The sequence below is a fragment of the Mesorhizobium sp. M0659 genome, assembly GCF_040320605.1.
GTDB lineage: Bacteria > Pseudomonadota > Alphaproteobacteria > Rhizobiales > Rhizobiaceae > Mesorhizobium.
Genome location: NZ_JAMYPY010000001.1, coordinates 591238 through 612134 on the forward strand (window position 1 = coordinate 591238; position 20897 = coordinate 612134).

At 62.9% G+C, this 20897-nt stretch carries 19 protein-coding genes and 1 tRNA gene; 5 read left to right on the forward strand and 15 right to left on the reverse strand.

The window, feature by feature from the left end; all coding sequences use genetic code 11:
* Positions 1 to 107: 107 nt before the first annotated feature.
* Positions 108 to 1583, reverse strand: coding sequence for a trigger factor (tig, locus tag NKI31_RS03005; protein ID WP_023697608.1), 1476 nt, complete (start codon positions 1581 to 1583; stop codon positions 108 to 110).
* 352 nt (positions 1584 to 1935) lie between these two features.
* Between tig and NKI31_RS03010 the strand changes: the two genes are divergently transcribed.
* Positions 1936 to 2020: transfer RNA gene (locus NKI31_RS03010), tRNA-Leu, on the forward strand.
* A gap of 101 nt (positions 2021 to 2121) precedes the next feature.
* Here NKI31_RS03010 and NKI31_RS03015 read toward each other — a convergent pair.
* From NKI31_RS03015 to NKI31_RS03025, 3 genes are all read right to left on the reverse strand, one after another.
* The gene (locus NKI31_RS03015; protein ID WP_023716237.1) at positions 2122 to 3570 is read right to left on the reverse strand and encodes an aromatic amino acid lyase; all 1449 of its coding nucleotides are present in this window, start codon (positions 3568 to 3570) and stop codon (positions 2122 to 2124) included.
* Between the two features lie 75 nt (positions 3571 to 3645).
* The gene (locus NKI31_RS03020) at positions 3646 to 4227 is read right to left on the reverse strand and encodes a GDYXXLXY domain-containing protein (RefSeq protein ID WP_023697610.1); all 582 of its coding nucleotides are present in this window, start codon (positions 4225 to 4227) and stop codon (positions 3646 to 3648) included.
* Complete coding sequence (locus NKI31_RS03025) at positions 4224 to 5336, reverse strand: DUF2157 domain-containing protein (RefSeq protein WP_023716238.1); 1113 nt, start codon at positions 5334 to 5336, stop codon at positions 4224 to 4226. The genes NKI31_RS03020 and NKI31_RS03025 overlap by 4 nt, the downstream gene beginning before the upstream one ends.
* A 235-nt stretch (positions 5337 to 5571) precedes the next feature.
* Between NKI31_RS03025 and NKI31_RS03030 the strand changes: the two genes are divergently transcribed.
* The 3 genes from NKI31_RS03030 (at position 5572) to trmFO (ending at position 7837) form a co-directional block, all read left to right on the forward strand.
* On the forward strand, positions 5572 to 5712 hold the full coding sequence (locus tag NKI31_RS03030) for a DUF1127 domain-containing protein (RefSeq protein WP_006335194.1): 141 nt from the start codon (positions 5572 to 5574) through the stop codon (positions 5710 to 5712).
* 51 nt (positions 5713 to 5763) lie between these two features.
* Complete coding sequence (locus NKI31_RS03035; RefSeq protein ID WP_023667673.1) at positions 5764 to 5907, forward strand: DUF1127 domain-containing protein; 144 nt, start codon at positions 5764 to 5766, stop codon at positions 5905 to 5907.
* A 517-nt stretch (positions 5908 to 6424) separates the two neighbouring features.
* Positions 6425 to 7837 carry a methylenetetrahydrofolate--tRNA-(uracil(54)-C(5))-methyltransferase (FADH(2)-oxidizing) TrmFO gene (gene trmFO, locus NKI31_RS03040; protein ID WP_023716239.1) on the forward strand — a complete coding sequence of 471 codons (1413 nt, stop codon included), beginning with the start codon at positions 6425 to 6427 and terminating at the stop codon, positions 7835 to 7837.
* Between the two features lie 36 nt (positions 7838 to 7873).
* Here the strand turns inward: trmFO and NKI31_RS03045 are convergent, their stop codons facing one another.
* The 5 genes from NKI31_RS03045 to yajC all read right to left on the reverse strand — a co-directional run bounded on the left by NKI31_RS03045 (position 7874) and on the right by yajC (position 13286).
* Positions 7874 to 8692, reverse strand: coding sequence for a phytoene/squalene synthase family protein (locus NKI31_RS03045; protein WP_502899090.1), 819 nt, complete (start codon positions 8690 to 8692; stop codon positions 7874 to 7876).
* Between the two features lie 25 nt (positions 8693 to 8717).
* Positions 8718 to 9107 carry an Mth938-like domain-containing protein gene (locus NKI31_RS03050; RefSeq protein ID WP_023705997.1) on the reverse strand — a complete coding sequence of 130 codons (390 nt, stop codon included), beginning with the start codon at positions 9105 to 9107 and terminating at the stop codon, positions 8718 to 8720.
* An 11-nt stretch (positions 9108 to 9118) separates the two neighbouring features.
* Positions 9119 to 11671 carry a protein translocase subunit SecDF gene (secDF, locus tag NKI31_RS03055; RefSeq protein ID WP_023705998.1) on the reverse strand — a complete coding sequence of 851 codons (2553 nt, stop codon included), beginning with the start codon at positions 11669 to 11671 and terminating at the stop codon, positions 9119 to 9121.
* A gap of 217 nt (positions 11672 to 11888) precedes the next feature.
* Entirely contained in the window at positions 11889 to 12884 is a 996-nt protein-coding gene (locus NKI31_RS03060) for a SecDF P1 head subdomain-containing protein (protein WP_352650335.1), read from the reverse strand.
* Positions 12885 to 12938: 54 nt separating this feature from the next.
* Entirely contained in the window at positions 12939 to 13286 is a 348-nt protein-coding gene (gene yajC / locus NKI31_RS03065; protein WP_023667680.1) for a preprotein translocase subunit YajC, read from the reverse strand.
* Between the two features lie 271 nt (positions 13287 to 13557).
* Between yajC and NKI31_RS03070 the strand changes: the two genes are divergently transcribed.
* Positions 13558 to 14433: an ATP-binding protein gene (locus NKI31_RS03070; RefSeq protein ID WP_352650337.1), complete on the forward strand. Its 876-nt coding sequence runs from the start codon at positions 13558 to 13560 to the stop codon at positions 14431 to 14433.
* Positions 14434 to 14533: 100 nt separating this feature from the next.
* Here the strand turns inward: NKI31_RS03070 and NKI31_RS03075 are convergent, their stop codons facing one another.
* The 6 genes from NKI31_RS03075 to tatB all read right to left on the reverse strand — a co-directional run bounded on the left by NKI31_RS03075 (position 14534) and on the right by tatB (position 20858).
* Positions 14534 to 16033 (reverse strand): peptidoglycan DD-metalloendopeptidase family protein, encoded by a 1500-nt coding sequence (locus NKI31_RS03075; RefSeq protein ID WP_352514101.1) that lies wholly within the window; start codon positions 16031 to 16033, stop codon positions 14534 to 14536.
* A 357-nt stretch (positions 16034 to 16390) separates the two neighbouring features.
* Positions 16391 to 17044 carry a protein-L-isoaspartate(D-aspartate) O-methyltransferase gene (locus NKI31_RS03080; RefSeq protein WP_023667683.1) on the reverse strand — a complete coding sequence of 218 codons (654 nt, stop codon included), beginning with the start codon at positions 17042 to 17044 and terminating at the stop codon, positions 16391 to 16393.
* A 26-nt stretch (positions 17045 to 17070) separates the two neighbouring features.
* Positions 17071 to 17832 (reverse strand): 5'/3'-nucleotidase SurE, encoded by a 762-nt coding sequence (gene surE, locus NKI31_RS03085; protein WP_023739013.1) that lies wholly within the window; start codon positions 17830 to 17832, stop codon positions 17071 to 17073.
* A complete protein-coding gene (gene serS / locus NKI31_RS03090; protein ID WP_023667685.1) occupies positions 17832 to 19136 on the reverse strand; it encodes a serine--tRNA ligase in 1305 nt (434 codons plus the stop codon). Before serS ends, surE begins: the two co-directional genes overlap by 1 nt.
* Before the next feature lie 109 nt (positions 19137 to 19245).
* Complete coding sequence (gene tatC / locus NKI31_RS03095) at positions 19246 to 20121, reverse strand: twin-arginine translocase subunit TatC (RefSeq protein ID WP_023667686.1); 876 nt, start codon at positions 20119 to 20121, stop codon at positions 19246 to 19248.
* A complete protein-coding gene (tatB, locus tag NKI31_RS03100) occupies positions 20118 to 20858 on the reverse strand; it encodes a Sec-independent protein translocase protein TatB (protein ID WP_023739014.1) in 741 nt (246 codons plus the stop codon). Before tatB ends, tatC begins: the two co-directional genes overlap by 4 nt.
* Between the last annotated feature and the right edge of the window lie 39 nt (positions 20859 to 20897).

The window sequence follows — 20897 nt, forward strand, 5'->3', positions numbered from 1 at the left end:
GGTCGACCGTACAAAGGTTCAGGTGGGCTGCGGTGGCTCAAGGCACATCCGCCACAACGAAAAAGGCCGCCTCGAGGGCGGCCTTTTCTGATCTTGTCGTCAGACGCTTATTCGGCGTCCTTGGCGGCCTTCTTCTTCGGGGCTGCTTTCTTCTTCGGCTCTTCCGCGTCGTCGGCCTTTTCAGCCTTGTCGGCCTTCTTGGCAGCGGCCTTCTTCGCCGGCTTGGCCTTGGCGGTATCGCCCTCTTCGTCATCAGCCATCAGCTCTTCCTTGCTGACCTTGACGTCGGTGACAGAGATCTGGCTGAGCAGATGGTCGACGACCTTCTCCTCGAACATCGGCGCGCGCAGCGTGTTCAGGGCTTCCGGATTGCTGCGATAGAACTCGAAGGCCTCCTGCTGCTGATTGGCCGGGTAGCGGCGCACCTGCTCGAACAGACCGCGCTGCAGTTCCTCATCGGAAACGGTGACGCCGGCCTTCTCGCCGATCTCGGCCAAAACCAGGCCGAGGCGCACGCGGCGCTCGGCAAGCCGCAGATATTCGGCGCGTGCCTCTTCTTCCGTCGTCTCCTCGTCGGCGAAGGTACGGCCGGCGGCTTCGAGATCGCGGTTAACCTGGGTCCAGATGTTGTTGAACTCGGCATCGACGAGCTTCGACGGCGCCTCGAACGAATAGGCCGCGTCAAGCTGGTCGAGCAGCTGGCGCTTGACCTTCTGGCGGGTCATCGAACCGAACTGGTTCTCGATCTGGCCGCGCACCACGTCGCGCAGGCGCTCCAGCGATTCCAGGCCGAGGTTCTTGGCCATCTCGTCGTTGATTTCCAGCGCGCCGGGCTTGGACACTTCCTTGACGGTGACGTCGAAGGTGGCTTCCTTGCCGGCCAGATGCGCTGCCTGGTAGTTTTCCGGGAAAGTGACCGTGACCTGCTTCTCGTCGCCGGCCTTGGCGCCGATCAGCTGGTCCTCGAAGCCCGGGATGAATTCCTTGGAACCCAGAACCAGCGGCTGGTCGGTGCCGGCGCCGCCGGAAAAGGCCTCGCCGTCGATCTTGCCGAGATAGTCGATCAAAACGCGGTCGCCTTCGGCGGCCTTGCCGGTCTTCGGCTCGAAGCTTCGCGCCGATTCGGCAACGCGCTGGACCTGCTCGTCGATCTCGCTGTCCGGCACTTCGAATACCTGGCGCGTCACCTTGATGTCGGAGAAATCCTTGATCTCGATCGCCGGGATGACCTCGTAGTTGAGGCGGAATTCGAAGTCGGCGCCGCCGGCCAGGATCTTCTCGGCCTCTTTCTCGTCTTCCGTCATGATCACTTCAGGCTGCATGGCGGCCTTTTCGCCGCGCCCCGTGATGATCGAACGGGTCGAATCGTTGAGGATTTCGTTGACCACTTCGGCCATGAACGACTTGCCGTAGACCTTGCGCAAATGCTGCACAGGCACCTTGCCGGGACGGAAGCCGTTGATGCGGACCTTGTTCCTGGCGTCGGACAGCCGCGCCATCAGCTTGGCTTCCATATCACCGGCCGGCACGGTGATCTTGATCTCGCGCTTGAGACCGGAGTTGAGCGTTTCGGTGACCTGCATCGTAAAACCTTTATCTTCACCAAAGAGGCTGCCACGGCGTCTTGCCGTTCACAGCCTGCCGGTACAATCTTGCCGGGAATGGCTTTTGGTACGGAACCTGGCGATTTGACCGAAATTACGGCTCAAATTGTTCCAAACTGCGTTCCAAGATGTGAATAAGTTCTTGTTTTTCCTACTTCTTATCACATTCTGCAGAAGCGGATCGGCGCGTCCCGTCACATTTGACACGCCTTTTGTCACAGGCGAGGCCAATTTTCAACCATCTTCGCGTTGCAGCGAATGACCGCCCCAACGGCAGACATTTTCGCCCCGACATTGACAGAATGATGGCTACATGGGATTGCCGACAAATGCGGATGTGGCGGAACTGGTAGACGCCCTGGATTTAGGTTCCAGTGCCGAAAGGCGTGGGGGTTCGAGTCCCTTCATCCGCACCACCCTTCACTCTATCGAGCTTCGGGTGGCAGGCCACCCAGGAGCTTGATAAAGCGAAGGGTGTCCTACGAAGCCGTGGCGTAGGAGGACTGGCGGCGACGGCCTACACTTCAAACACTTGACCGGTAAACCACTCCGCCAATTTCGCCAGCTCCGGCCCCAGCACCCGGTCGGCGTCGACCGGCGGCACGATCTTCCTGATATCCGCGACAAAATCCTGCAATGCCGGCGGCGCGGCGCGTTCAGTGACGTGCAGCGCCTGCGAGGCGATCATGGCCAGCATCGCCATTGCCGCGTCGAGGCAGCGGCCGGCGGTCGCCTCCTTGGTCCAGGCGAAGAATGCCGTCGTGGCGACGTCGTCCTGGCCGGCGCCGGCCGATTCGGTTCCCGGGATGAAGGTGCGCTGCGCCGCAAGCTTGGCCTGTTCGAGATAACCGGTGATCGCCATCGGGACATAGCCGACATTGCCATGGCCATCGCTGTCGGCCCAATGCCGCCCGGTCATCAACAGGTCGGGCAGCAGCGACACCTTGCCGTTCAGCAGCTTTGAGGCGTGCCGGTCGCAAAGCAGGCAGAGATCGGCCCAGATCGCCGCCAGATCGTCCAATGCCGGTGTCGCCATGGCATTGTGGTAGCCGCCGGTGGAGATGCAGCGTCCCAGCGGATGCGCATCGTCGGGCGGGATATAGACCGGATTGTCCGAGATCGAGGCCAGCGACACGGTCGCCGCCTGCTCGGCGCCGGTCAGCGCCCGGTGCGCATGGCCGAGCACGCGCGGCACGATGCGGTAGCTGACCGGCGCCTGATAGTTGCGCCGGCCGTCGCCGGCGCCAACCAGGTATTGCCGCAACCCTTGCAAGGCGGCCGCTTCGTGCGCGTCGCCCCACAGCCCGTCGAGCGCGGCATCATAATGCTCGAGCGGCGCACGAAAGGCTTCGATCGACAGCGCGAACACCTTGTGCGCCATCGCGACGCGACGGCGTGCGGCAAGTGCTGCGTCCGCCACAAGGGCGGCAGCGCAGGGCGAGCCGTTGATCAGCGAGCCCCGCTCCTTCACTTCGAGCTCCAGACCAGCGGTAAGCGCGGCAAACAGCGGATAGAGCGCCAGGATCTCGCCGGCGCCACCCTGCCCTTGCGACGGCACCACCGGCATCGGGCCGCCGTCGAGCATCGCCGCGACCGCCCGTGCGAGGCGCGGCGTGGTGGCGGCGTTGCCTTCGATGAAATTGGTCAGCCGTGCCAGCACGATCGCCCGGACCACGCGCTCGGGCAACGGCTCCCCGAAGGATGTGGCGGCGGCATACGCTTTGATGCGCGCATGGCGGTCGCGCTCGTCAAGTTCGAGCTTGCGGCTTGCCAGCTCGCCCATCGCGGTGGTGACGCCGTAGATGACCGGCGGCGGATCGGACTCAATGAGTTTCAGGAACGAGGCGCGGCATTCGGCAATGCGTTGCAAGGCCTTGTCGCCGATTTCGACCGTGTCGTTTCTCCAGGCGACGCGCAAAACGGCATCGAGATTGATGTCTTCGCGCGTCGTCACCGTAATCGGCATTGTCTTCGCCCGTCTGGTTTGCATGAGGGCGAAGCGATCGATCGTTGCCGAAATCCATGCCCTGGGTAATGTCTTCTAGTAGAGCGGTTCCTCAAACAATGTCTTGTCGCCGTCCATCAGCGCCTTGATCTGTGCCTGGCCACTGGCGGCGAGCGCGATGCGCACGCCGAATGGCCGCACCCGCATGTCGTTCTGGATCGCCATGCCCTGGCCCTCAGGTAGGTAGAAGCGGTCGATGCCGTATTGCGGTGCGATCGTGGATTCAGGATCAAGCGTCCAGCCCGGCGCGACCTGGCCGACAATATCGGCTTCGTCGGCGGTCGCCGGCGTCGGAGCCTTGCCGAACCAGGCCGTGGTCGCATGCCAATAGCCGTCGGCACCCGGCTTCAGCCGGACCACGATCGGCGTGTTCTCGCTCACGAGCTGGCCGGCCGGGATGTTGGCGATCAGCTTCACCGGCAAGCGCGAAATTTCATAGCCGAGGATAATATAGTCGCCGCGCAGCAGATCGCGCGGATCGACCGGCTCGACTTTCAGCAAGACTTCCTTGCCGTTGCGCAGGATCGCCGCGCGGCCGGCGATGATCCAGCTCAGGAAGCCGATCTGGACGAGCGCCAGGACCAGCGCCGAGATGACAAGTTTCTTTCCCGACATCATGCTGCCGCTCCTTCCGGGGCCTTCATGCGTTTTTCCACACGGATGATGACGAGAGCCAGGATGCCGAACAGCACTGCGGCAGCCAGGAAGAAGCCGGCCGTGCCGAGCATCGTCTGCAAGGTCACGACATAGATAATGGCGAGCTCGAAGGCAAAGCCGGCATAGGCAACCCAGCGCAGCCCCCTGCTCTCGCGCCCGCCCAGCATGATCGCCGCGGCAATGCCGGCCAGTGCGATGACCGATGCAATGGCAAAGCCGTTGCTGAAGGCGTTGTCATCGCCCAGTTCGATCTGCATCATCGCCAGCCCGGTGAGAAAGCCGATCAAGGCGTGCAAAGGCAGCCGCCCGCCGAGCTGCAAGGTCCGGTCGGCCGGCCCGGCGGCGAAGATCGAAACCGCAAACAGCAGCGCCGACACCACGACGAGAGGAATAGCCAGGGCGAGCGTGTTCTGGTCCAGGCCGCGCACCGCGATATAGAAAATGACCGAGAGAATGATCAGGTGGCGTGCCGGCTGGCTGCGCGTCCACAACGAGACGACAAAAAGCACCGGCGCCATGATAACGAAGAAATCCGGAAATACGGGGCGGTCATAAAAGTCGAATGCGCGCACGAACAGCCAGGCAACGGATATGCCGACGGCAGCGACCGTCAGCGGGTTCGAGCGCAACGCCACCGCGGCAAATGCCGTGCCGATGCCCCAGGTGACGATGGCCGAGGCTTCGTCACCCGTGAGATGGTACATCTGGCCGATCAGCGCGATCGATCCGCCGAAGGCCGCGGCGGCCACGATCCACAGCGCCTCGCCGATCGCCGCATGGTCGCGCATCTTCAACACCGCGCCGCCGACATAGCCGGCGAGAATGACGGCAAACAGTGCCGCAACCCGCACCAGCCGCGGGATGGCGTCCCAGTTGGCGGCGACGAAGAGCAGGATCGCGGCGCCGAACAGCAGCGCCGCCATCATGGCCAATATAGTGCCGAAGCTCAGCGATTTGCGCTCGTTTGCGTCGATGTCGCGCTTAAGCGCATCGGCCGTCTTCGCGTCGATCAGGCCAGCCTGCAGCCACCGCCCGATATCGGCCCTCGCCCGCGACGAATAGCTCGCCATGCCGCTTCTCCCCCAGATTGGTCTTTCTGACAGCCGATCCGCTCAAGTCGTTGACGCGACGTCATTTTCCGATTCGGGTTTCTTCATGACGAAGCCGTGAACGCGCGTTAATGTTGCATTGCACAATTTGCATTGCTGCCATGCGCCAACAGCACTTTTAAATCGATATTACCCGGCCTATTTACTGTTCGTACACAAACGGAATGATCCGAAGAAAGACGAAACGAGCACTACCATGAACCTGATCCGCAACTACCGCAACTGGCGCCGCTACCGGGACACCGTCTCCGAGCTGAGCCGCCTGTCGAACCGTGAACTGACCGACCTCGGCATCAGCCGCAGCGACATCCACTACGTCGCCCGCAAGGCGGTCTAATCCTCTTCGGATCGCAAATGGTCCGAACCAGTTTTGAAAAAGAGAACGACAATGAACCTGATCCGCAACTATCGTAACTGGCGCGTTTACCGCGACACCGTTACCGAGCTGGGTCGCCTTTCGAACCGTCAGCTCCATGATCTCGGCATCGTCCGTGACGAGATCAAGATCATCGCCCGCAGGGCGACGATCTAGCCGGAATTTCGCCAGGGTCGACCTCCTCCCCGACCCTGACGGATACGGTCAGCCTTCACCTCCTCCCGAGGGTTGACCACCAAAACGGCGCCCGCCGCTCCTCCTCCCGCGGCGGGCGCTGTTTTCCAAAGCGAACGCAGTTCGTCTTTCCGAAGCGAACGCTAGTTCGTCTTCAAAGTGAACGCAGGTCGTCTTCCAGGGATTTCGCCTCCCTCGATCCGGCGAAAAGAATTTCGTCAAAGCCGACCTCCTCCCCGGCAATGGCGAATACGGCCGATCCCCACCTCCTCCCGAGGATCGGCCCCAAAAACGACACCCGCCGCACCTCCTCCCGCGGCGGGTGTTGTTGTTTTTGGGCAGGCTTTTCAATTGCGCATGCAGTCGATCGAGGCGCTTTACGCCGCCATCAGACCGTCGCCGCGGACATAAGAAAGTCGAGCTCCGTCGCTGCACGACAATGACCCACGCTCGCACCGGCCAATTGCAAACGGCGCGCCAAGCGATTATTCCGGCGCTCATGAGCAAAAATCCTATCCACGTCGTCGGCGGCGGCCTCGCCGGCTCCGAAGCCGCATGGCAGGCAGCGCAAGCCGGCGTTCCCGTCGTCCTGCATGAGATGCGCCCGGTGCGCGGCACCGATGCGCACAAGACCGATGGGCTTGCCGAACTTGTCTGTTCCAATTCCTTCCGCTCCGACGATGCCGAGAACAATGCCGTCGGCCTGCTGCATGCCGAAATGCGGTTGGCCGGCTCGCTGATCATGAGTGCCGGCGACGCCAACCAGGTGCCGGCCGGCGGCGCGCTGGCCGTCGATCGCGACGGCTTCTCCGACGCGGTGACGAAAAGGCTCGAAGCGCACCCGCTGATCACCATCGAGCGGGAGGAAGTGCCGGGCCTGCCGCCAACGGAATGGGACCAGGCGATCATCGCCACCGGCCCGTTGACCGCGCCGTCGCTCGCCCAGTCGATCGCCGAGGCAACCGGCGCCGACGCGCTGGCCTTCTTCGACGCCATCGCCCCGATCATCCATTTCGACACGATCGACATGGACATTTGCTGGTTCCAGTCGCGCTACGACAAGGTTGGGCCCGGCGGCACCGGCAAGGACTACATCAATTGCCCGATGGACAAGGACCAGTATCTCGCCTTCGTACAGGCGCTGGTCGACGGCCAGAAGACCGAATTCAAGCAGTGGGAAGGCACGCCCTATTTCGACGGCTGCCTGCCGATCGAGATCATGGCCGAGCGCGGCGTTGAGACGCTGCGCTACGGGCCGATGAAGCCGATGGGGCTGACCAATGCCCACAATCCGACGGTAAAAGCCTATGCCGTGGTGCAGCTGCGTCAGGACAATGCGCTGGGCACGCTCTACAACATGGTCGGTTTCCAGACCAAGCTGAAGCATGCCGAGCAGGTGCGCGTGTTCCGCACCATTCCGGGTCTGGAAAACGCCGAGTTCGCCCGTCTCGGCGGCCTGCACCGCAACACCTACATCAACTCGCCGACCTTGCTCGACGCCTCGCTGCAGCTGAAGTCGCGGCCGGGCCTGCGCTTTGCCGGCCAGATCACCGGCTGCGAGGGCTATGTCGAGAGCGCGGCGATCGGCCTGCTCGCCGGCCGCTTCGCCGCCGCCGAGCGGCTCGGCCACGCGCCATCGCTGCCACCGCTCACCACCGCCTTCGGCGCGCTGCTCAACCACATCACCGGCGGCCACATCGTCTCAGACGACGAGCCGGGCAAACGCTCGTTCCAGCCGATGAACGTCAATTTCGGCCTTTTCCCGCCGGTGGAAGCACCGAAGACCGAAGGCAAACGCCTGCGCGGCAAGGACAAGACGGTGGCCAAGCGCCACGCGATCACCTCACGCGCGCGGGCAGAGTGTCGGGAGTGGCTAGGGCTGCCGGCGCAAACAGCGGAAGCTGCTGAGTAGCCAAGTCTCAGAGTCCTAACGCGATTGACGTTTACGTCAACTCGCTGGCCATCCCCGCGTTGCGCGCCTGAGCAACAGCCAATGCCGGCGCAGAGCCGAAAGCCGGGCTGCGCCACCAAGCGGCGAGCGGCCATTGGCCATCTTGCCGAGATAGGCGCTGGTCAGCGCCAGCGGCAGGAACGCCGGACGCAGCGCTTCCGGAAGTGCGGACGCCCCTTGCTCGAAAGCGCGGAGATGCTCCTGCGCCAATGCAATCATCGCAGCCACCGCGCGCTGAGCGCCGGGGCCGCCGTCGCCGCTGACGAACTCCTCCGGCGATGAGCCTACCGCTGCAAGGATATCCGCCGGCACGAAGCATTGCCCGCGCCGGCGGTGCAGCGACAACAGCAGCAACAGGCCGGTCATCGCCTGGGCGCAGCCGGCCCTGCCCGCCAGTTCGGCAAAGCGCGGCGCCTCATTGGGATCGAGCACCATCGCCGCCAGCTGGATCAGCGCGGCCGCCGTCTCGCCGCAATAGCCCTCGAGATCGGTGCGCGACGGCATCGGATCGTCATAGAGGTCGAAGATGCGCGCCTCGAGCATGTTGTCGAAGGCCGCTTTCGGCAGGCCATGGGCAGAAATCGTCGCCTTCAGCGCATCGGCGAGCGGGTTGCCTGTGGCCGCGGCTTCAGCAGCGATGACATCGCGCCACCATTGCAGCCTCACTTCGCCCGGCAATGCCTCGTGGATGCGGTCGCGGACAGAGGCGATCTCGGCATTGAAGGCGTAAAGCGAAAACAGCGCCGCGCGCTTGTCGGCCGGTGCATAGAGTGCGCTGACATAGCGGTCATGGTCGCCGGCGCGCACCGCCTCCATGACGATGTCAGCTGTATCGGTCACGTCAGTCGACGGCGATGAGCGCCGCGGCCACGGCGCGGTCTTCGGCAAGCAGCACATTGTAGGTCCGCACCGCTGCCCCCGTCGACATCGGGTCGGAGCCAATGCCAGCCGCCTTCAGCGCCGCCCGAAGTGCTGCCGGCAAGGGCCGCAAATCCTTGCCTGTGCCGACCAGCAGGATCTCGACCTTGCCGGCCTCGGCCAGCAGCAGGTCGAAATCCGCCGCCGTCAGGGCCAGCGGATCGGCCGGCTCCCAGCCATGGATGCCGGAGGGCAGGCAAAGAAGCGAGCCGCGATGCGACATGTCGGCGAAGCGAAAGCCGCCATTGCCGTAGGCTTCGATCGGCGCCCGTCCGGGGAAATGCGCCTCGCGGATGACGATACCTTTTGCCACCAGCGCAGCCGTCAGGTCGCCATGGCCTTGCCGCCACCAACCGGCTTCTCCTCATCGGCGCTCGCTCCCTGCGGCCTGAGCCTGAACAGGATCAGCAAGGGCGCTGCGATGAAGATCGACGAATAGGTACCGAAGACGACGCCGAACAGCATCGCCATGGTGAACGAGCGGATCACCTCGCCGCCGAACAACACCAGGGCCAGCAGCGCCAGGATGGTCGTCACCGAAGTCAGCGTCGTTCTCGACAGAGTCTCGTTGATGGCGTTGTTCAACAATTGCGGGAGCGGCATTCGTTTGTATTTTCGCAAATCTTCTCGAACACGGTCATAGACGACGATCGTGTCGTTGAGTGAATAGCCGATAATGGTCAGGATCGCCGCCAGCGAAGACTGGTTGAATTCGAGCCCGGTGATGACGAAGAAGCCCAGCGTCATCACCACATCGTGCACCGTCGCCACGATCGCGCCGACCGCGAACTGCCATTCGAAGCGGAACCAGACATAGACCAGGATGCCGATCAGCGCGATGATCATGGCGATCGTGCCTTGCTTGGCCAACTCGCCCGAAACGGTGGGACCCACCACCTCGACGCGGCGGAAATCGTAATTGTCCTGGAGCTCGCCGCGCACCTTGTCGATGACGGTCTGCTCGGCGTTCTCGCCGCCATCCTGGGTGCCGACGCGGATCAGCACGTCGTTCGGCGCGCCGAATTGCTGGACCTGCACTTCACCGATGTTTAGCTCCGACAGCCGGCTTCTGATATCGCCAATATCGGCGTCGCCTTGCTTGGACTGCACCTCGATGATCGAGCCGCCCTTGAAGTCGATGCCGTAATTGATGTCGACGGTCATGAACAGCACGACCGAGAGGACAGACAGCAGGCTGGACAGTGCGAAGGTCCAGCGGCGGATGCCCATGAACGGGATTTTCGTGCCGGCCGGAACGAAGGTCACCGGCGCACGCGGCAATTCCTTCGGACGCGCGCGGCGCAGCCAGATCGACACCAGCAGACGGGTGAAGGTGAAGGCGGTGAACACCGTGGTCAGGATGCCGATGGCATAGGTGATGGCGAAGCCCTTCACCGGTCCGGTGCCGAGATAGAACAGCACGACCGTGGCAATCAGCGACGTCACGTTGGAATCCACGATGGTCGCCAACGCCTTGGTGAAGCCGGTGTCGATCGACTGGATGACCGAACGGCCGGCCCGTCGCTCCTCGCGGATGCGCTCATAGATCAGCACGTTGGAATCGACCGCCATGCCGATGGTCAGCACGATACCGGCAATGCCGGGCAAGGTCAGCGTCGCGCCAAGCAGCGACAAAACCCCGACGATCATCGCCACGTGCACGGCGAGCGCAATGTTGGCGAGGAAGCCGAGAAGTCCGTACGCGACGAACATGAATGCGACGACGAGAATGGAGCCGATGATGCCGGCGACCTTGCCGGCATGGATCGAATCCTGGCCGAGGCCCGGGCCCACCGTGCGTTCTTCGATCACGGTCAGCTTTGCCGGCAACGCACCGGCGCGCAGCAGCACGGCGAGGTCGTTGGCGCTTTCGGCGGTGAAATTGCCTGAAATCTGGCCGCTGCCGCCGAGGATCGGTTCGCGGATCACCGGCGCCGAAATCACCTGATTGTCGAGGATGATGGCGAACGGCTTGCCGACATTCTGCTGGGTCGCCTGGCCGAACCGTGTCGCACCGCGCGAGTTGAAGACGAACGAAACCACTGGCTCGTTGTTTCGGGAATCATAAGTTGCGGTGGCCTTGGCAAGATCCTCGCCGGACACGATGACGCGATTTTCCACCAGATACGGAACCGGCGGATCGTCCTGCGAATAAAGCACCGAGGAGCCTGCTGGCGGGCGGCCGTTCAGCGCATCCTGCACCGACATCGAGGTATCGACCATCTGGAAGGTCATCTTGGCGGTCTGGCCGATGATCTCCTTCAGCCTTTGCGGATCCTGCAGGCCCGGCACCTGGACGAGCACACGATCGTCGCCCTGGCGCTGCACGATCGGCTCGGTGGTGCCGAGTTCGTTGACGCGACGCTCGACGACTTCGATCGACTGCGCCAATGCGGCCGAGGTGCGGTATTTGATGCCGGCGTCGGTGACGGTGAATTTGAGCAGCCCGGCTTCGGAATCATCCAGGGACATCTCCTGGATGGAGCCACCGGTGAACAGGCCGGCGGCGACCGGATCGGTCAGCGGCTTAAGCGCCGCCTTGGCGGCATCGATCTGGGTTGGATCGGTGATGCGCACTTGTACGGTCCTGCCGGTGCCGCCAAGGCCGGTATAGCCCACCTTGGCATCGCGCAGCAGCGTGCGGATCTCGTCGCGCGTCGTTTCCAGCTGCGCCTTGACCAGGTCGTTCTGGTCCATCTGCAAGAGGATGTGCGAACCGCCCTGCAGATCGAGACCAAGCGTCATCTGCCGCTTCGGCACCCAGTTGGGCAATTGCGCCAATGTGCTGGCCGGGAAGAGATTTGGCGCGGCAAGGATGAATGTGACGGCCACGGCGATCCAGATCAGGATCATCTTCAGGCGCGAAAAATACAGCATATGGCGTTGTCCGTCAGGGCGTACTGGCGGATCGTTCCGCCGACAATTCGGTTATTTCTTGGCGTTCTTATTTGCCACCGGCTCGCCCTTAACCCGCACTTCGCCGATTGTCGAGCGCGCTGAGGTCAATTTGGCGCTGCCGCCGGCAGCGGTTTCGGCGTCAATCGCCTCTGTCGGTTCCATTCTAATTCTGATCACCGCCGGGCGCTATCGTGCGCTACTCGACTATTTTCAATTGTGCAGGCATCGGTCCGGAACGCAAAAGCAAGGCCAGATCATCGGCGTTCTCCTTTGTAAGGTTGCCCGATATCTGGCCGCGGCCGTTAAGAATTGGCTCGCGGACGACTGGCACCGAAAGCACTTGGTTGTCGAGGATCATCGCAAATAGCTTGCCGACATTCTGCGAGGTCGCCTGCGCAACGCGTGCCGTTGCCCTGGAATCGAAGGTGAACGAAACCGCCGGCTCATTTGTGACGGAGTTGGGAGTCGCCTGAGCATTGACAATGTCGTCACTGGAAACGATCGTTCGGCTCTCAACCAGATAGGGAACCGGTGGATCGTCCTTCGAATAAACCACCACCGAGCCAGCGGGCGTCCGGCCATTGATCGCATCAGCGACCGGCATCGACTCATCAACCCACTGAAAAGTCAGCATTCCGGTTCGGGTGAGAATTCTCCTCAGCCTTTGCAAATCCGCAACGCCCGAGGTCCGGACCAGCATACCGTCTTCGCCCTCTGGCCGCACTACTGGGTCGGCTACACCAAGATCACGCAGGCGATTCTTAATGACCACGATCGACTGCGCAAGCGCGATCGACATCCGATACTTGATACCTGTGTCTGTTACCGTTAACTTGAGCAACGCTGCTCCGGTATCATCCAGGATCACTTCCTGGACCGGACCAGCGCTGCCAAGGACAGGATCAGTCACCGCCTCCAATGCCATCTTGGCCGCGCCGACCTGAGCGGCGTCGGTGATATGCACCTGAACGGCCCGACCCGACTTAGCAAGACCAGTATAGCCGATCCTTGCATCGCGCAGCAGCGTCCTGATTTCGTCACGCGTCGCCTCCAACCGGCGATCGATCACATCGGTCGCGTCCAATCGAAGCAGCACGTCCGCGCCGGCAGCGTGAAGACTGGGCGCGTCGACGAGCATTGTGGCCATAGCAAGCCAGATCAGGATCATTTTCAGGCGCGAAAAATGGACCATACGCCGTCTTTTGTCAGAGCTCTGCCCGCGGATCGCTCCGCTTGGGAAACTGGCTTACTTCTTGGCGTTCTGGTTGGCCACCGGCTCGCCCTTGACCCGAACATCGGCGATCGTCGAGCGCAGCGCCGTCACCTTGGTGCCGCCGCCAAGGTCGATCTCAAGCTCATTGTCGTCGATCACCTTGGTCACCTTGCCGACGAAGCCGCCGCCGGTGATGACCGTGTCGCCACGGCGCACGGCCGAGATCATCTCCTGGCGCTTCTTCAACTGGGCGCGCTGCGGCCGGATGATGAGGAAATACATGATCACGAAGATCAGAACGAACGGGAGTATCATGCCGATATCCCCGAACGGACCAAGCGGAGTTCCGGTAGCTTGGGCGTATGCCGGTGTGACGAACATCAAGAACTCCTGGTTACGAAGAAGGCCGTAGGGCGGCCTCGCCAAATTTGGCCGGAATATAGTGGGTAAAGTTACCAATGCAACTGCGCGGCCGGGCTTTCAGCTGCTTTTCCGGCCGGTTGACCCGTGTTAGAGCATGCTCCCGGAATACGGGCGTGGTTTTCGCAAAAGATCATGCCCAAACAAAAGCTTGGAACCAGTTTCTATCTCGCCCGGATCAAGACGATTTCGGCCCCTACGCACGTTCGTGCGGAAACATAAAAGACGAGACATGACCGACAGCACCATCGAGGCCCTGAACCAAAAGCTCGACCGCCTGATCGAGGCGGTCACCCGCCTCGCCCCGCCGCCGGTGCCGCAAACCGATCTTGCGGTTGCCGATTGCTTCGTCTGGCAGGCCGACCCCGGCTATCTCGAGCCGGTGCGCAAGGTCAACCGCGTCGACATCGGCCTGATCCGCGGCGTCGACCGCGTGCGCGACATTCTGGTCGAAAACACGGAACGCTTCGCCGCCGGCCATGCCGCCAACAATGTGTTGTTGTGGGGTGCGCGCGGCATGGGCAAATCCTCGCTGGTCAAGGCCGTGCATGCGCAGATCAACGCCCAGGCCAAATCCGACCTGCCGCTCAAGCTGATCGAGATCCATCGCGAGGATATCGACACGCTGCCCAGGCTGATGGGCCTGCTGAAGGCGGCGCCGTTTCGCTTCATCCTGTTTTGCGACGACCTCTCCTTCGACCATGACGACACCTCCTACAAGTCGCTGAAGGCAGCCCTTGAAGGCGGCGTCGAGGGCCGCCCGGCCAATGTCATCTTCTACGCCACGTCGAACCGCCGGCACCTGTTGCCGCGCGACATGATCGACAATGAGCGCTCGACCGCCATCAACCCGTCCGAGGCGGTCGAGGAAAAGGTTTCACTGTCCGACCGTTTCGGCCTGTGGCTCGGCTTCCACAAGTGCTCGCAGGACGAATATCTCGACATGGTCAACGGCTATGCCAGCCATCACGGGCTTACCATCGACCCGGAGCAGCTGCGCGCCGACGCCCTGGAATGGGCAACGACACGCGGCAGCCGCTCGGGCCGCGTCGCATGGCAGTTCACCCAGGATCTGGCCGGCCGGCTCGGCAAGCCGCTGAACGACTGATTGATTTGCGTCAGGTCACTGAAAAAGCCCGCCCCTTGCGGAGCGGGCTGAGCCGGCGGGCCGGACTGGAGGTCAGACGGCCTGCAAAACGTTTATTGTTCTATTCGAGATAACCAGAGGGGTCGACCGGGGCCGAGTTCTTGCGCACTTCGAAGTGCAGTTTCGGCGAGTCGGTGGTCCCGCTCATGCCCGACAGCGCGATCTCCTGGCCGCGCTTGACCTTCTGGCCGCGCTGCACCTCGATCGAACTGGCGTGGCCATAGACGGTGACCAGCCCGTTTTCGTGGCGCACCAGCACCGTATTGCCGAATTCCTTGAGGCCGTCGCCGGCATAGATGACCACGCCGTTCTCGGCCGCCTTGACCGGCGTCCCCTCAGGCACGGCGATGTCGACGCCATCCTTGCCGCCACCAAAATTGGAGATGACGCGGCCACGCACCGGCCAACGCATCTTGCCGATGCCGGTGGCATCGGGCGCAACAGCATCGTCGTCCTCGGCCTGCTGGATGACCTTGGCGTCCTTCTTCGGCGGCGTGTAGGTGGCGAGCGTCTCCGTCGGCTTTGCCGCCGGTTGGGTGGTCGCGGTCGTCACCGGATCAACTTTGGCCGGCTTGGCGCTGGCGACCGTTGCGGTGCCACCTGCCGGAACCTTCAGCGTCTGGCCGATCTTGAGCAGGCCGTCCTGCATGCCGTTCGCCTGCTTCAGCGCCACGACGCCAACGCCGGTCTTCCTGGCGATGGAGGACAGGCTGTCGCCCGACTGGACCGTGTAGGTGCCCGCGCCGGCTTTTGGCGCGGCCGAGGCAGTCTGCGCCGGCTTGTCGGTCTTCGGCTTGTTCGCTGCCGAAGCGTCAACCTGCGCGGCGGACTTGCCGTCCTTGAGTTTCGGCTGCTGCGGCAGTACGGCGATCTTCTCCGGCGCCGGCGCCTTGGGGCTGTTTGCCGGCTTGCCGTCGGCAAGTTTCGGCTCTGTCCCCTTGCTTGAATAGGCATAGGCCGGGATGACCAGTTTCTGACCGGTCTTCAGCCCCTTGGTAGCGCTCAAGCCGTTGACCTTCATGATCACGTCGGCGGGCACATGATAGCGATGAGCGATGCCGGAAATGGTCTCGCCGTCGCTGACCACGATCTCGGTCGCATGCGGCGTACCAGCCGCAACTGGTTTCGGATCGGAGTCACCGGCATTCTTGAACGGCCTCGCCGGCTGGACGGTGCCGGTAGTCGTTCTGTCGACATGCGGTGCCGGTGCAAGCGCCGGCGCGGAAGCGGTGCGCATCGGAGCAGCTTTGGGCGCGCTCGGCGGCGGCAGCTGCTGGACGGTGACCGGCTCCAGGCTGGAGCGGCTGACCGACTGGTTATGGCTGCCATCGACAGGTGCCGCAGCGATCGGCTCGGCCGCCACATCGCCCGGATAGGGCTGCGCAGTGCTCTGCTTGTCGATGATGGCGCGCTGATTGTTGGTCGAGGAGGTGAAGACGTCGTCGACACCATTGAACCGCGAGACTTGGGAGCTACACCCCGCCGCCACTCCGGCTAGCATGAGGACAGCGCAGCCTCGCGACAGAGTACGCCCGTTTGCCTTCAAAACACTGAATTGCATCGCACTAACCCGCACAGACCCGGTACACACTGGTCATGATTAAAGCGCGTTAATGTTACTGGGGGGTTAACCCCATAGAATCAGACGCAAATTTTCTTAAAACATTTTGTAAGGCGCCTTCACCAACGTCGTCATCCCTGGGCGAAGCAGGCGCGAAGCGCCGTCGCGGAGACCCTGGGATCCATTCCGTGACATTGGCCGAAGAATGCAGCAGAGCAGAATTCTGCGCCGTAGCTACGCCTTGATGGCGCGGCATGGATCCTCGGGTCTGCGCTGCGTCGCTACGCTCCTTGCTTCGCCCGTGGATGACGAAACGATCGGCTTCGGCTTACCTTCGAAGCGCGTGACAGGCAGAATTCAGATAACCGCCGCAACGCTGCGCAGGATCGGCTGCAGGCGCACGGTGCCGATATCCTCGCGCTCGAAGCGGCTGCCGACCTTGGTCAGCTTGGCCAGCACCTGCTCGCCCTCCTCCGGCCCGATCGGGGCAATGACGATGCCGCCGCTCGACAATTGGTCGAGCAGGAAGCGCGGCAGGCTGTCGAAAGCCGCCCAGGCTACGATCCGGTCGAACGGCGCTTCATTGGCAAGCCCGTTGGAACCGTCGGCCTGGCGCACGATGACATTGCCGATGCCGAGCGCCTCGAAGCGTTGCCTGGCCTGCTCGGCCAGCGTTTTGTAGCGGTCGACGCTGACGATGCGCGCCGCGAGCCGCGACATCACCGCTGCCGTGTAGCCCGAGCCGGTGCCGATCTCCAGCACCCGGTTGCCGGGCTCTATTGCCAGGGCCGCAATCACCGCCGCCTGCAGATCGGCGCCCTCGATCGCCTCGCCGCATTCGATCGGCAGCATGCCGTCCGACCAGGCGATGGAATGGAACTGGCCGTTGAGGAAGCCGCGCCGCGGCGTCGCCTCGAAGGCTGCGATCAGCGCCTTCGGCACCGCGCCTTGGCCGCGCAGGCGCAGCAGGAAAGCGGCAAAACCCTCGCGATCGTCGAGCGGCAAGTTCATGCCAGAACCTTCTTCATGCGAACACCTTATTCAGACAGCGCCTTGGTCAGTTGGTCACGGATTTTATGCGCGGTGAGGTCAAGCTGCAGCGGCGTCACAGACACGAGCCGGTTGCGCAGAGCATGGAGATCGGTGCCCTGCTTGCCCTCGACCGGCTCGCGGCCGAAGCGCAGCCAGTAATAAGGCAGGCCGCGCCCGTCGCGGCGCTCGTCGACCCAAAGGCTGTGCACCAGCTTGCCCTGCGACGTCACGACGGTGCCGGCAACCTCGTCAGGCAGGCAGTTGGGAAAGTTGACGTTGAGCAGCACGCCGTCCGGCAGCGGCATGGCGACGAGCCTTTTCAGCAGCGCCGGCGCCAGCGCTTCGGTGGTCTCGTAGGGAACGACGCGGTCCTCGCCGACATAGGAATAACCCTGGCTGAGTGCGATCGAGCGGATGCCGAGCAGCGCGCCTTCCATGGCGCCGGCGACGGTGCCGGAATAGGTGACGTCGTCAGCGATGTTGGCGCCGGAATTGACACCGGACAGGATCAGGTCCGGCGCGCCAGGCAGGATCTTCTTGACGCCCATGATGACGCAGTCGGTCGGCGTGCCGCGCACGGCGTAGTGTTTCTCGCCGATCTTGCGCAGCCGGAGCGGCTCCGAGATCGACAGCGAGTGCGCGTAGCCGGACTGGTCCTGCTCCGGCGCCACGACCCAGACATCGTCCGACAGCGTGCGGGCGATGCGTTCGAGCGACGCCAGGCCCTCGGCATGGATGCCGTCATCATTGGTCAGAAGGATGCGCATTACTTCGATTCGATCTTCGCCAGACCGCCCATATAAGGCCGCAGCACTTCAGGAATGGTTACGCTGCCATCCTCATTCTGGTAGTTTTCGATGACGGCAATCAGCGCACGGCCGACAGCGGTGCCCGAACCGTTCAGCGTGTGCACAAAGCGGTTGCCCTTGCCATCCCGGTCCTTGTAGCGGGCATCCATGCGCCTGGCCTGGAAGTCGCCGCAGACCGAGCAGGACGAGATTTCGCGATAGGCGTTCTGGCCGGGCAGCCAGACCTCGATGTCGTAAGTCTTGCGCGCGCCAAACCCCATGTCGCCCGTGCACAGGACCATGGTGCGGAACGGCAGCTCCAGTCGCTTCAGCACCTCTTCCGCGCACTGCGTCATCCGCTCGTGCTCGGCGAGCGAAGACTCCTGGTCGGTGACCGAGACCAGCTCGACCTTGTAGAACTGGTGCTGGCGCAACATGCCGCGCGTATCGCGGCCGGCGGAGCCCGCTTCCGAGCGGAAGCACGGCGTCAGCGCCGTATAGCGCAGCGGCAGCTTTTCATGGGCCGTGATTTCTTCGCGCACCAGGTTGGTGAGCGGGACCTCGGCGGTTGGAATCAACCCGAGCCGGCCATCGCCATGCTGCACGAAGAACAGGTCGTCCTCGAATTTCGGCAGCTGGTTGGTCCCGAAAAGCACTTCGTCGCGCACCATCAGTGGCGGGATGACTTCTTCATAGCCATGCTCGGTCGTGTGCAGATCGAGCATGAACTGGCCGATGGCGCGCTCCATCCGCGCCAGCCCGCTCTTCAGCACGGTGAAGCGTGATCCCGACAGCTTTGCCGCCCGCTCGAAATCCATCATGCCGAGCGCTTCGCCGATCTCGAAATGCTCCTTCACCCAGTTCGGCCGGGTCGGCACCTCGCCGACGATATGCTTGACGACATTGTCGTGCTCGTCCTTGCCGACCGGCACGTCGTCGAGCGGCACATTCGGCAGCACCGCCAGCGCATCGTTCAGCGTCTTGTCGAGCTCGCGCTCGCGCGCCTCGCCATTCTGGATGAAGGTCTTGATATCGCCGACTTCGGCCTTGAGCTTTTCGGCAAGTGCCGTGTCGCCCGAACGCATGGCGTTGCCGATCTCCTTCGAGGCGGCGTTGCGGCGTTCCTGCTTGGTCTGCAGCTCGGTGACGTGCTCGCGCCGCGCTTCGTCCTTCTTGATCAGCTCATCGACCGTGGACTGCGCCTCGTCAGCCGACCACGAGCGCTTGGCCAGCGCCTCGACAAGGGCCTTCGGGTTGTCGCGAATCCATTTGATATCAAGCATGGTTGGTCGTCCTCGAGCTAAGGCCTGAGGGCGTAAACCGCATCCTTCATCGATGCAAGATGGCGGCTGTCGCGTTTTTCCGCTAACGCGGATACCCGAACGCGACAGCCTATGAACGAGCCTGCTTTGAGGACGCGTCCGCCGCCTTTTCGGCCACGGCTTCGGCGGCTTCCTGCTTCTCGCGCGCCAGCTTCTGCTTGACCTGATCGCGCTCGATCAGCCGGGCCGCCCAGATCGACACCTCGTAGAGCAGGATGGTCGGGATGGCCAAACCGATCTGGCTCATCGGATCAGGCGGCGTCAGCACCGCCGCGACGACGAAGGCGATGACGATCGCCCATTTGCGCTTCTCGGCCAGCGCCTTCGACGACAGCATGCCGACGCGCGTCATCAGGCTGGTCACCACCGGCAGCTGGAACACCAGGCCGAAGGAGAAGATCAGCGTCATGATCAGGCTGAGATATTCCGACACTTTCGGCAGCAGCGAAATCTGCACCTGGTCGTCGGTGCCGGCCTGCTGCATGGCGAGGAAGAACCACATCACCATCGGCGTGAAGAAGAAATAGACCAGCGACGCTCCCATCAGGAACAGGATCGGCGATGCGATAAGGAACGGCAGGAAGGCGTTGCGTTCGTTCTTGTAGAGGCCTGGCGCGATGAATTTGTAGATCTGCGTGGCGATCAGCGGAAAGGCGATGACCATGCCGCCGAACATGGCGAGCTTGACCTGGGTGAAGAAGAATTCCTGCGGCGCCGTATAGATCAGCTCGACCTTGTGCGGATCGAGCCCGGCCCACTGCGTGGCCCACTTGAACGGAACGACCAAAAGATTGAACAGCTTCTTGGCAAAGAAGAAGCAGACGAGGAAGGCGACGAAGAAACCGCCGATCGACCAGATCAGCCGCCGGCGCAGTTCGATCAGATGCTCCATCAGCGGAGCCGACGACTTCTCGATCTCGTCCTTTTCGCTATCCGTAATGCTCACTTGGCGGCCCCCGCCGTCTTCTTGGACGCGGGCTTCGTGGCCGGCGCAAGCTTCGGCTCAGCCTTTGCGACTGCCTTCGGTGCAGCAGCGGGCTTGGTGGCGGCTTTTCCAGGTGCAGCCTTGGCGGGCGCCGCTGACGGCTTGGCCGCAACCTTCGCCGCAGGCGCCGGCTTTGCCGGTGCTGCCTTGGCTGCCGCTGTTTTGGTTGCCGGGGCCTTTGATATCGCAGCCCCCTTGGCGCGCGCGTTTCGTGGCGCTGCTGTTGCTGCACCCGGTGTCACCACCGCCTGATCGGTCATCGCCGGAAGAATCGGCGCCGCCGGCGCTGTTTCCGGTCCGTTGACACCCGGCATCACCGTCGCGCCGTTCTTGAGCGGCTCGGCCGGCTGTGGTGTTTCTGCCGCGGGCGTTGAGGGGTCGACGGCGGGCTTCGGCTTCATCACCGCATCGACGCCGGAGCGAACCTCGGCTGCCGCCTGTTCGAACGGATTGAGCTGCTTGCGAATCTCGGCCGCCGGATTGAGGCCGCGCAGCGTATCGACAGACTTCTTGACGTCGTCGAGCTCGGCTTCCTTCAACGCCTCGTTGAACTGCTTCTGGAAGTCGGAGGCCATGGCACGCAGCTTCGCCGTCGTGCGGCCGAAGGTGCGCAGCATATTGGGCAAATCCTTGGGTCCGACGACCACGATCATGACGATCGCGATCACCAGCATTTCGGTCCAGCCGACTTCAAACATGGCAATCAGTTCCGACTAGTGCTTGTCGCCCAAAAGTGC

Coding starts and splice junctions, on each gene's coding strand:
- yajC (WP_023667680.1), bottom strand. CDS start 13,286: ATGTTCGTCACACCGGCATACGCCCAAGCTACCGGAACTCCGCTTGGT.
- NKI31_RS03070 (WP_352650337.1), top strand. CDS start 13,558: ATGACCGACAGCACCATCGAGGCCCTGAACCAAAAGCTCGACCGCCTG.
- NKI31_RS03060 (WP_352650335.1), bottom strand. CDS start 12,884: ATGGTCCATTTTTCGCGCCTGAAAATGATCCTGATCTGGCTTGCTATG.
- trmFO (WP_023716239.1), top strand. CDS start 6,425: ATGAGCAAAAATCCTATCCACGTCGTCGGCGGCGGCCTCGCCGGCTCC.
- NKI31_RS03080 (WP_023667683.1), bottom strand. CDS start 17,044: ATGAACTTGCCGCTCGACGATCGCGAGGGTTTTGCCGCTTTCCTGCTG.
- NKI31_RS03035 (WP_023667673.1), top strand. CDS start 5,764: ATGAACCTGATCCGCAACTATCGTAACTGGCGCGTTTACCGCGACACC.
- NKI31_RS03015 (WP_023716237.1), bottom strand. CDS start 3,570: ATGCCGATTACGGTGACGACGCGCGAAGACATCAATCTCGATGCCGTT.
- NKI31_RS03075 (WP_352514101.1), bottom strand. CDS start 16,033: ATGCAATTCAGTGTTTTGAAGGCAAACGGGCGTACTCTGTCGCGAGGC.
- NKI31_RS03045 (WP_502899090.1), bottom strand. CDS start 8,692: ATGGAGGCGGTGCGCGCCGGCGACCATGACCGCTATGTCAGCGCACTC.
- NKI31_RS03020 (WP_023697610.1), bottom strand. CDS start 4,227: ATGATGTCGGGAAAGAAACTTGTCATCTCGGCGCTGGTCCTGGCGCTC.
- tig (WP_023697608.1), bottom strand. CDS start 1,583: ATGCAGGTCACCGAAACGCTCAACTCCGGTCTCAAGCGCGAGATCAAG.
- surE (WP_023739013.1), bottom strand. CDS start 17,832: ATGCGCATCCTTCTGACCAATGATGACGGCATCCATGCCGAGGGCCTG.
- NKI31_RS03025 (WP_023716238.1), bottom strand. CDS start 5,336: ATGGCGAGCTATTCGTCGCGGGCGAGGGCCGATATCGGGCGGTGGCTG.
- secDF (WP_023705998.1), bottom strand. CDS start 11,671: ATGCTGTATTTTTCGCGCCTGAAGATGATCCTGATCTGGATCGCCGTG.
- serS (WP_023667685.1), bottom strand. CDS start 19,136: ATGCTTGATATCAAATGGATTCGCGACAACCCGAAGGCCCTTGTCGAG.
- tatB (WP_023739014.1), bottom strand. CDS start 20,858: ATGTTTGAAGTCGGCTGGACCGAAATGCTGGTGATCGCGATCGTCATG.
- NKI31_RS03030 (WP_006335194.1), top strand. CDS start 5,572: ATGAACCTGATCCGCAACTACCGCAACTGGCGCCGCTACCGGGACACC.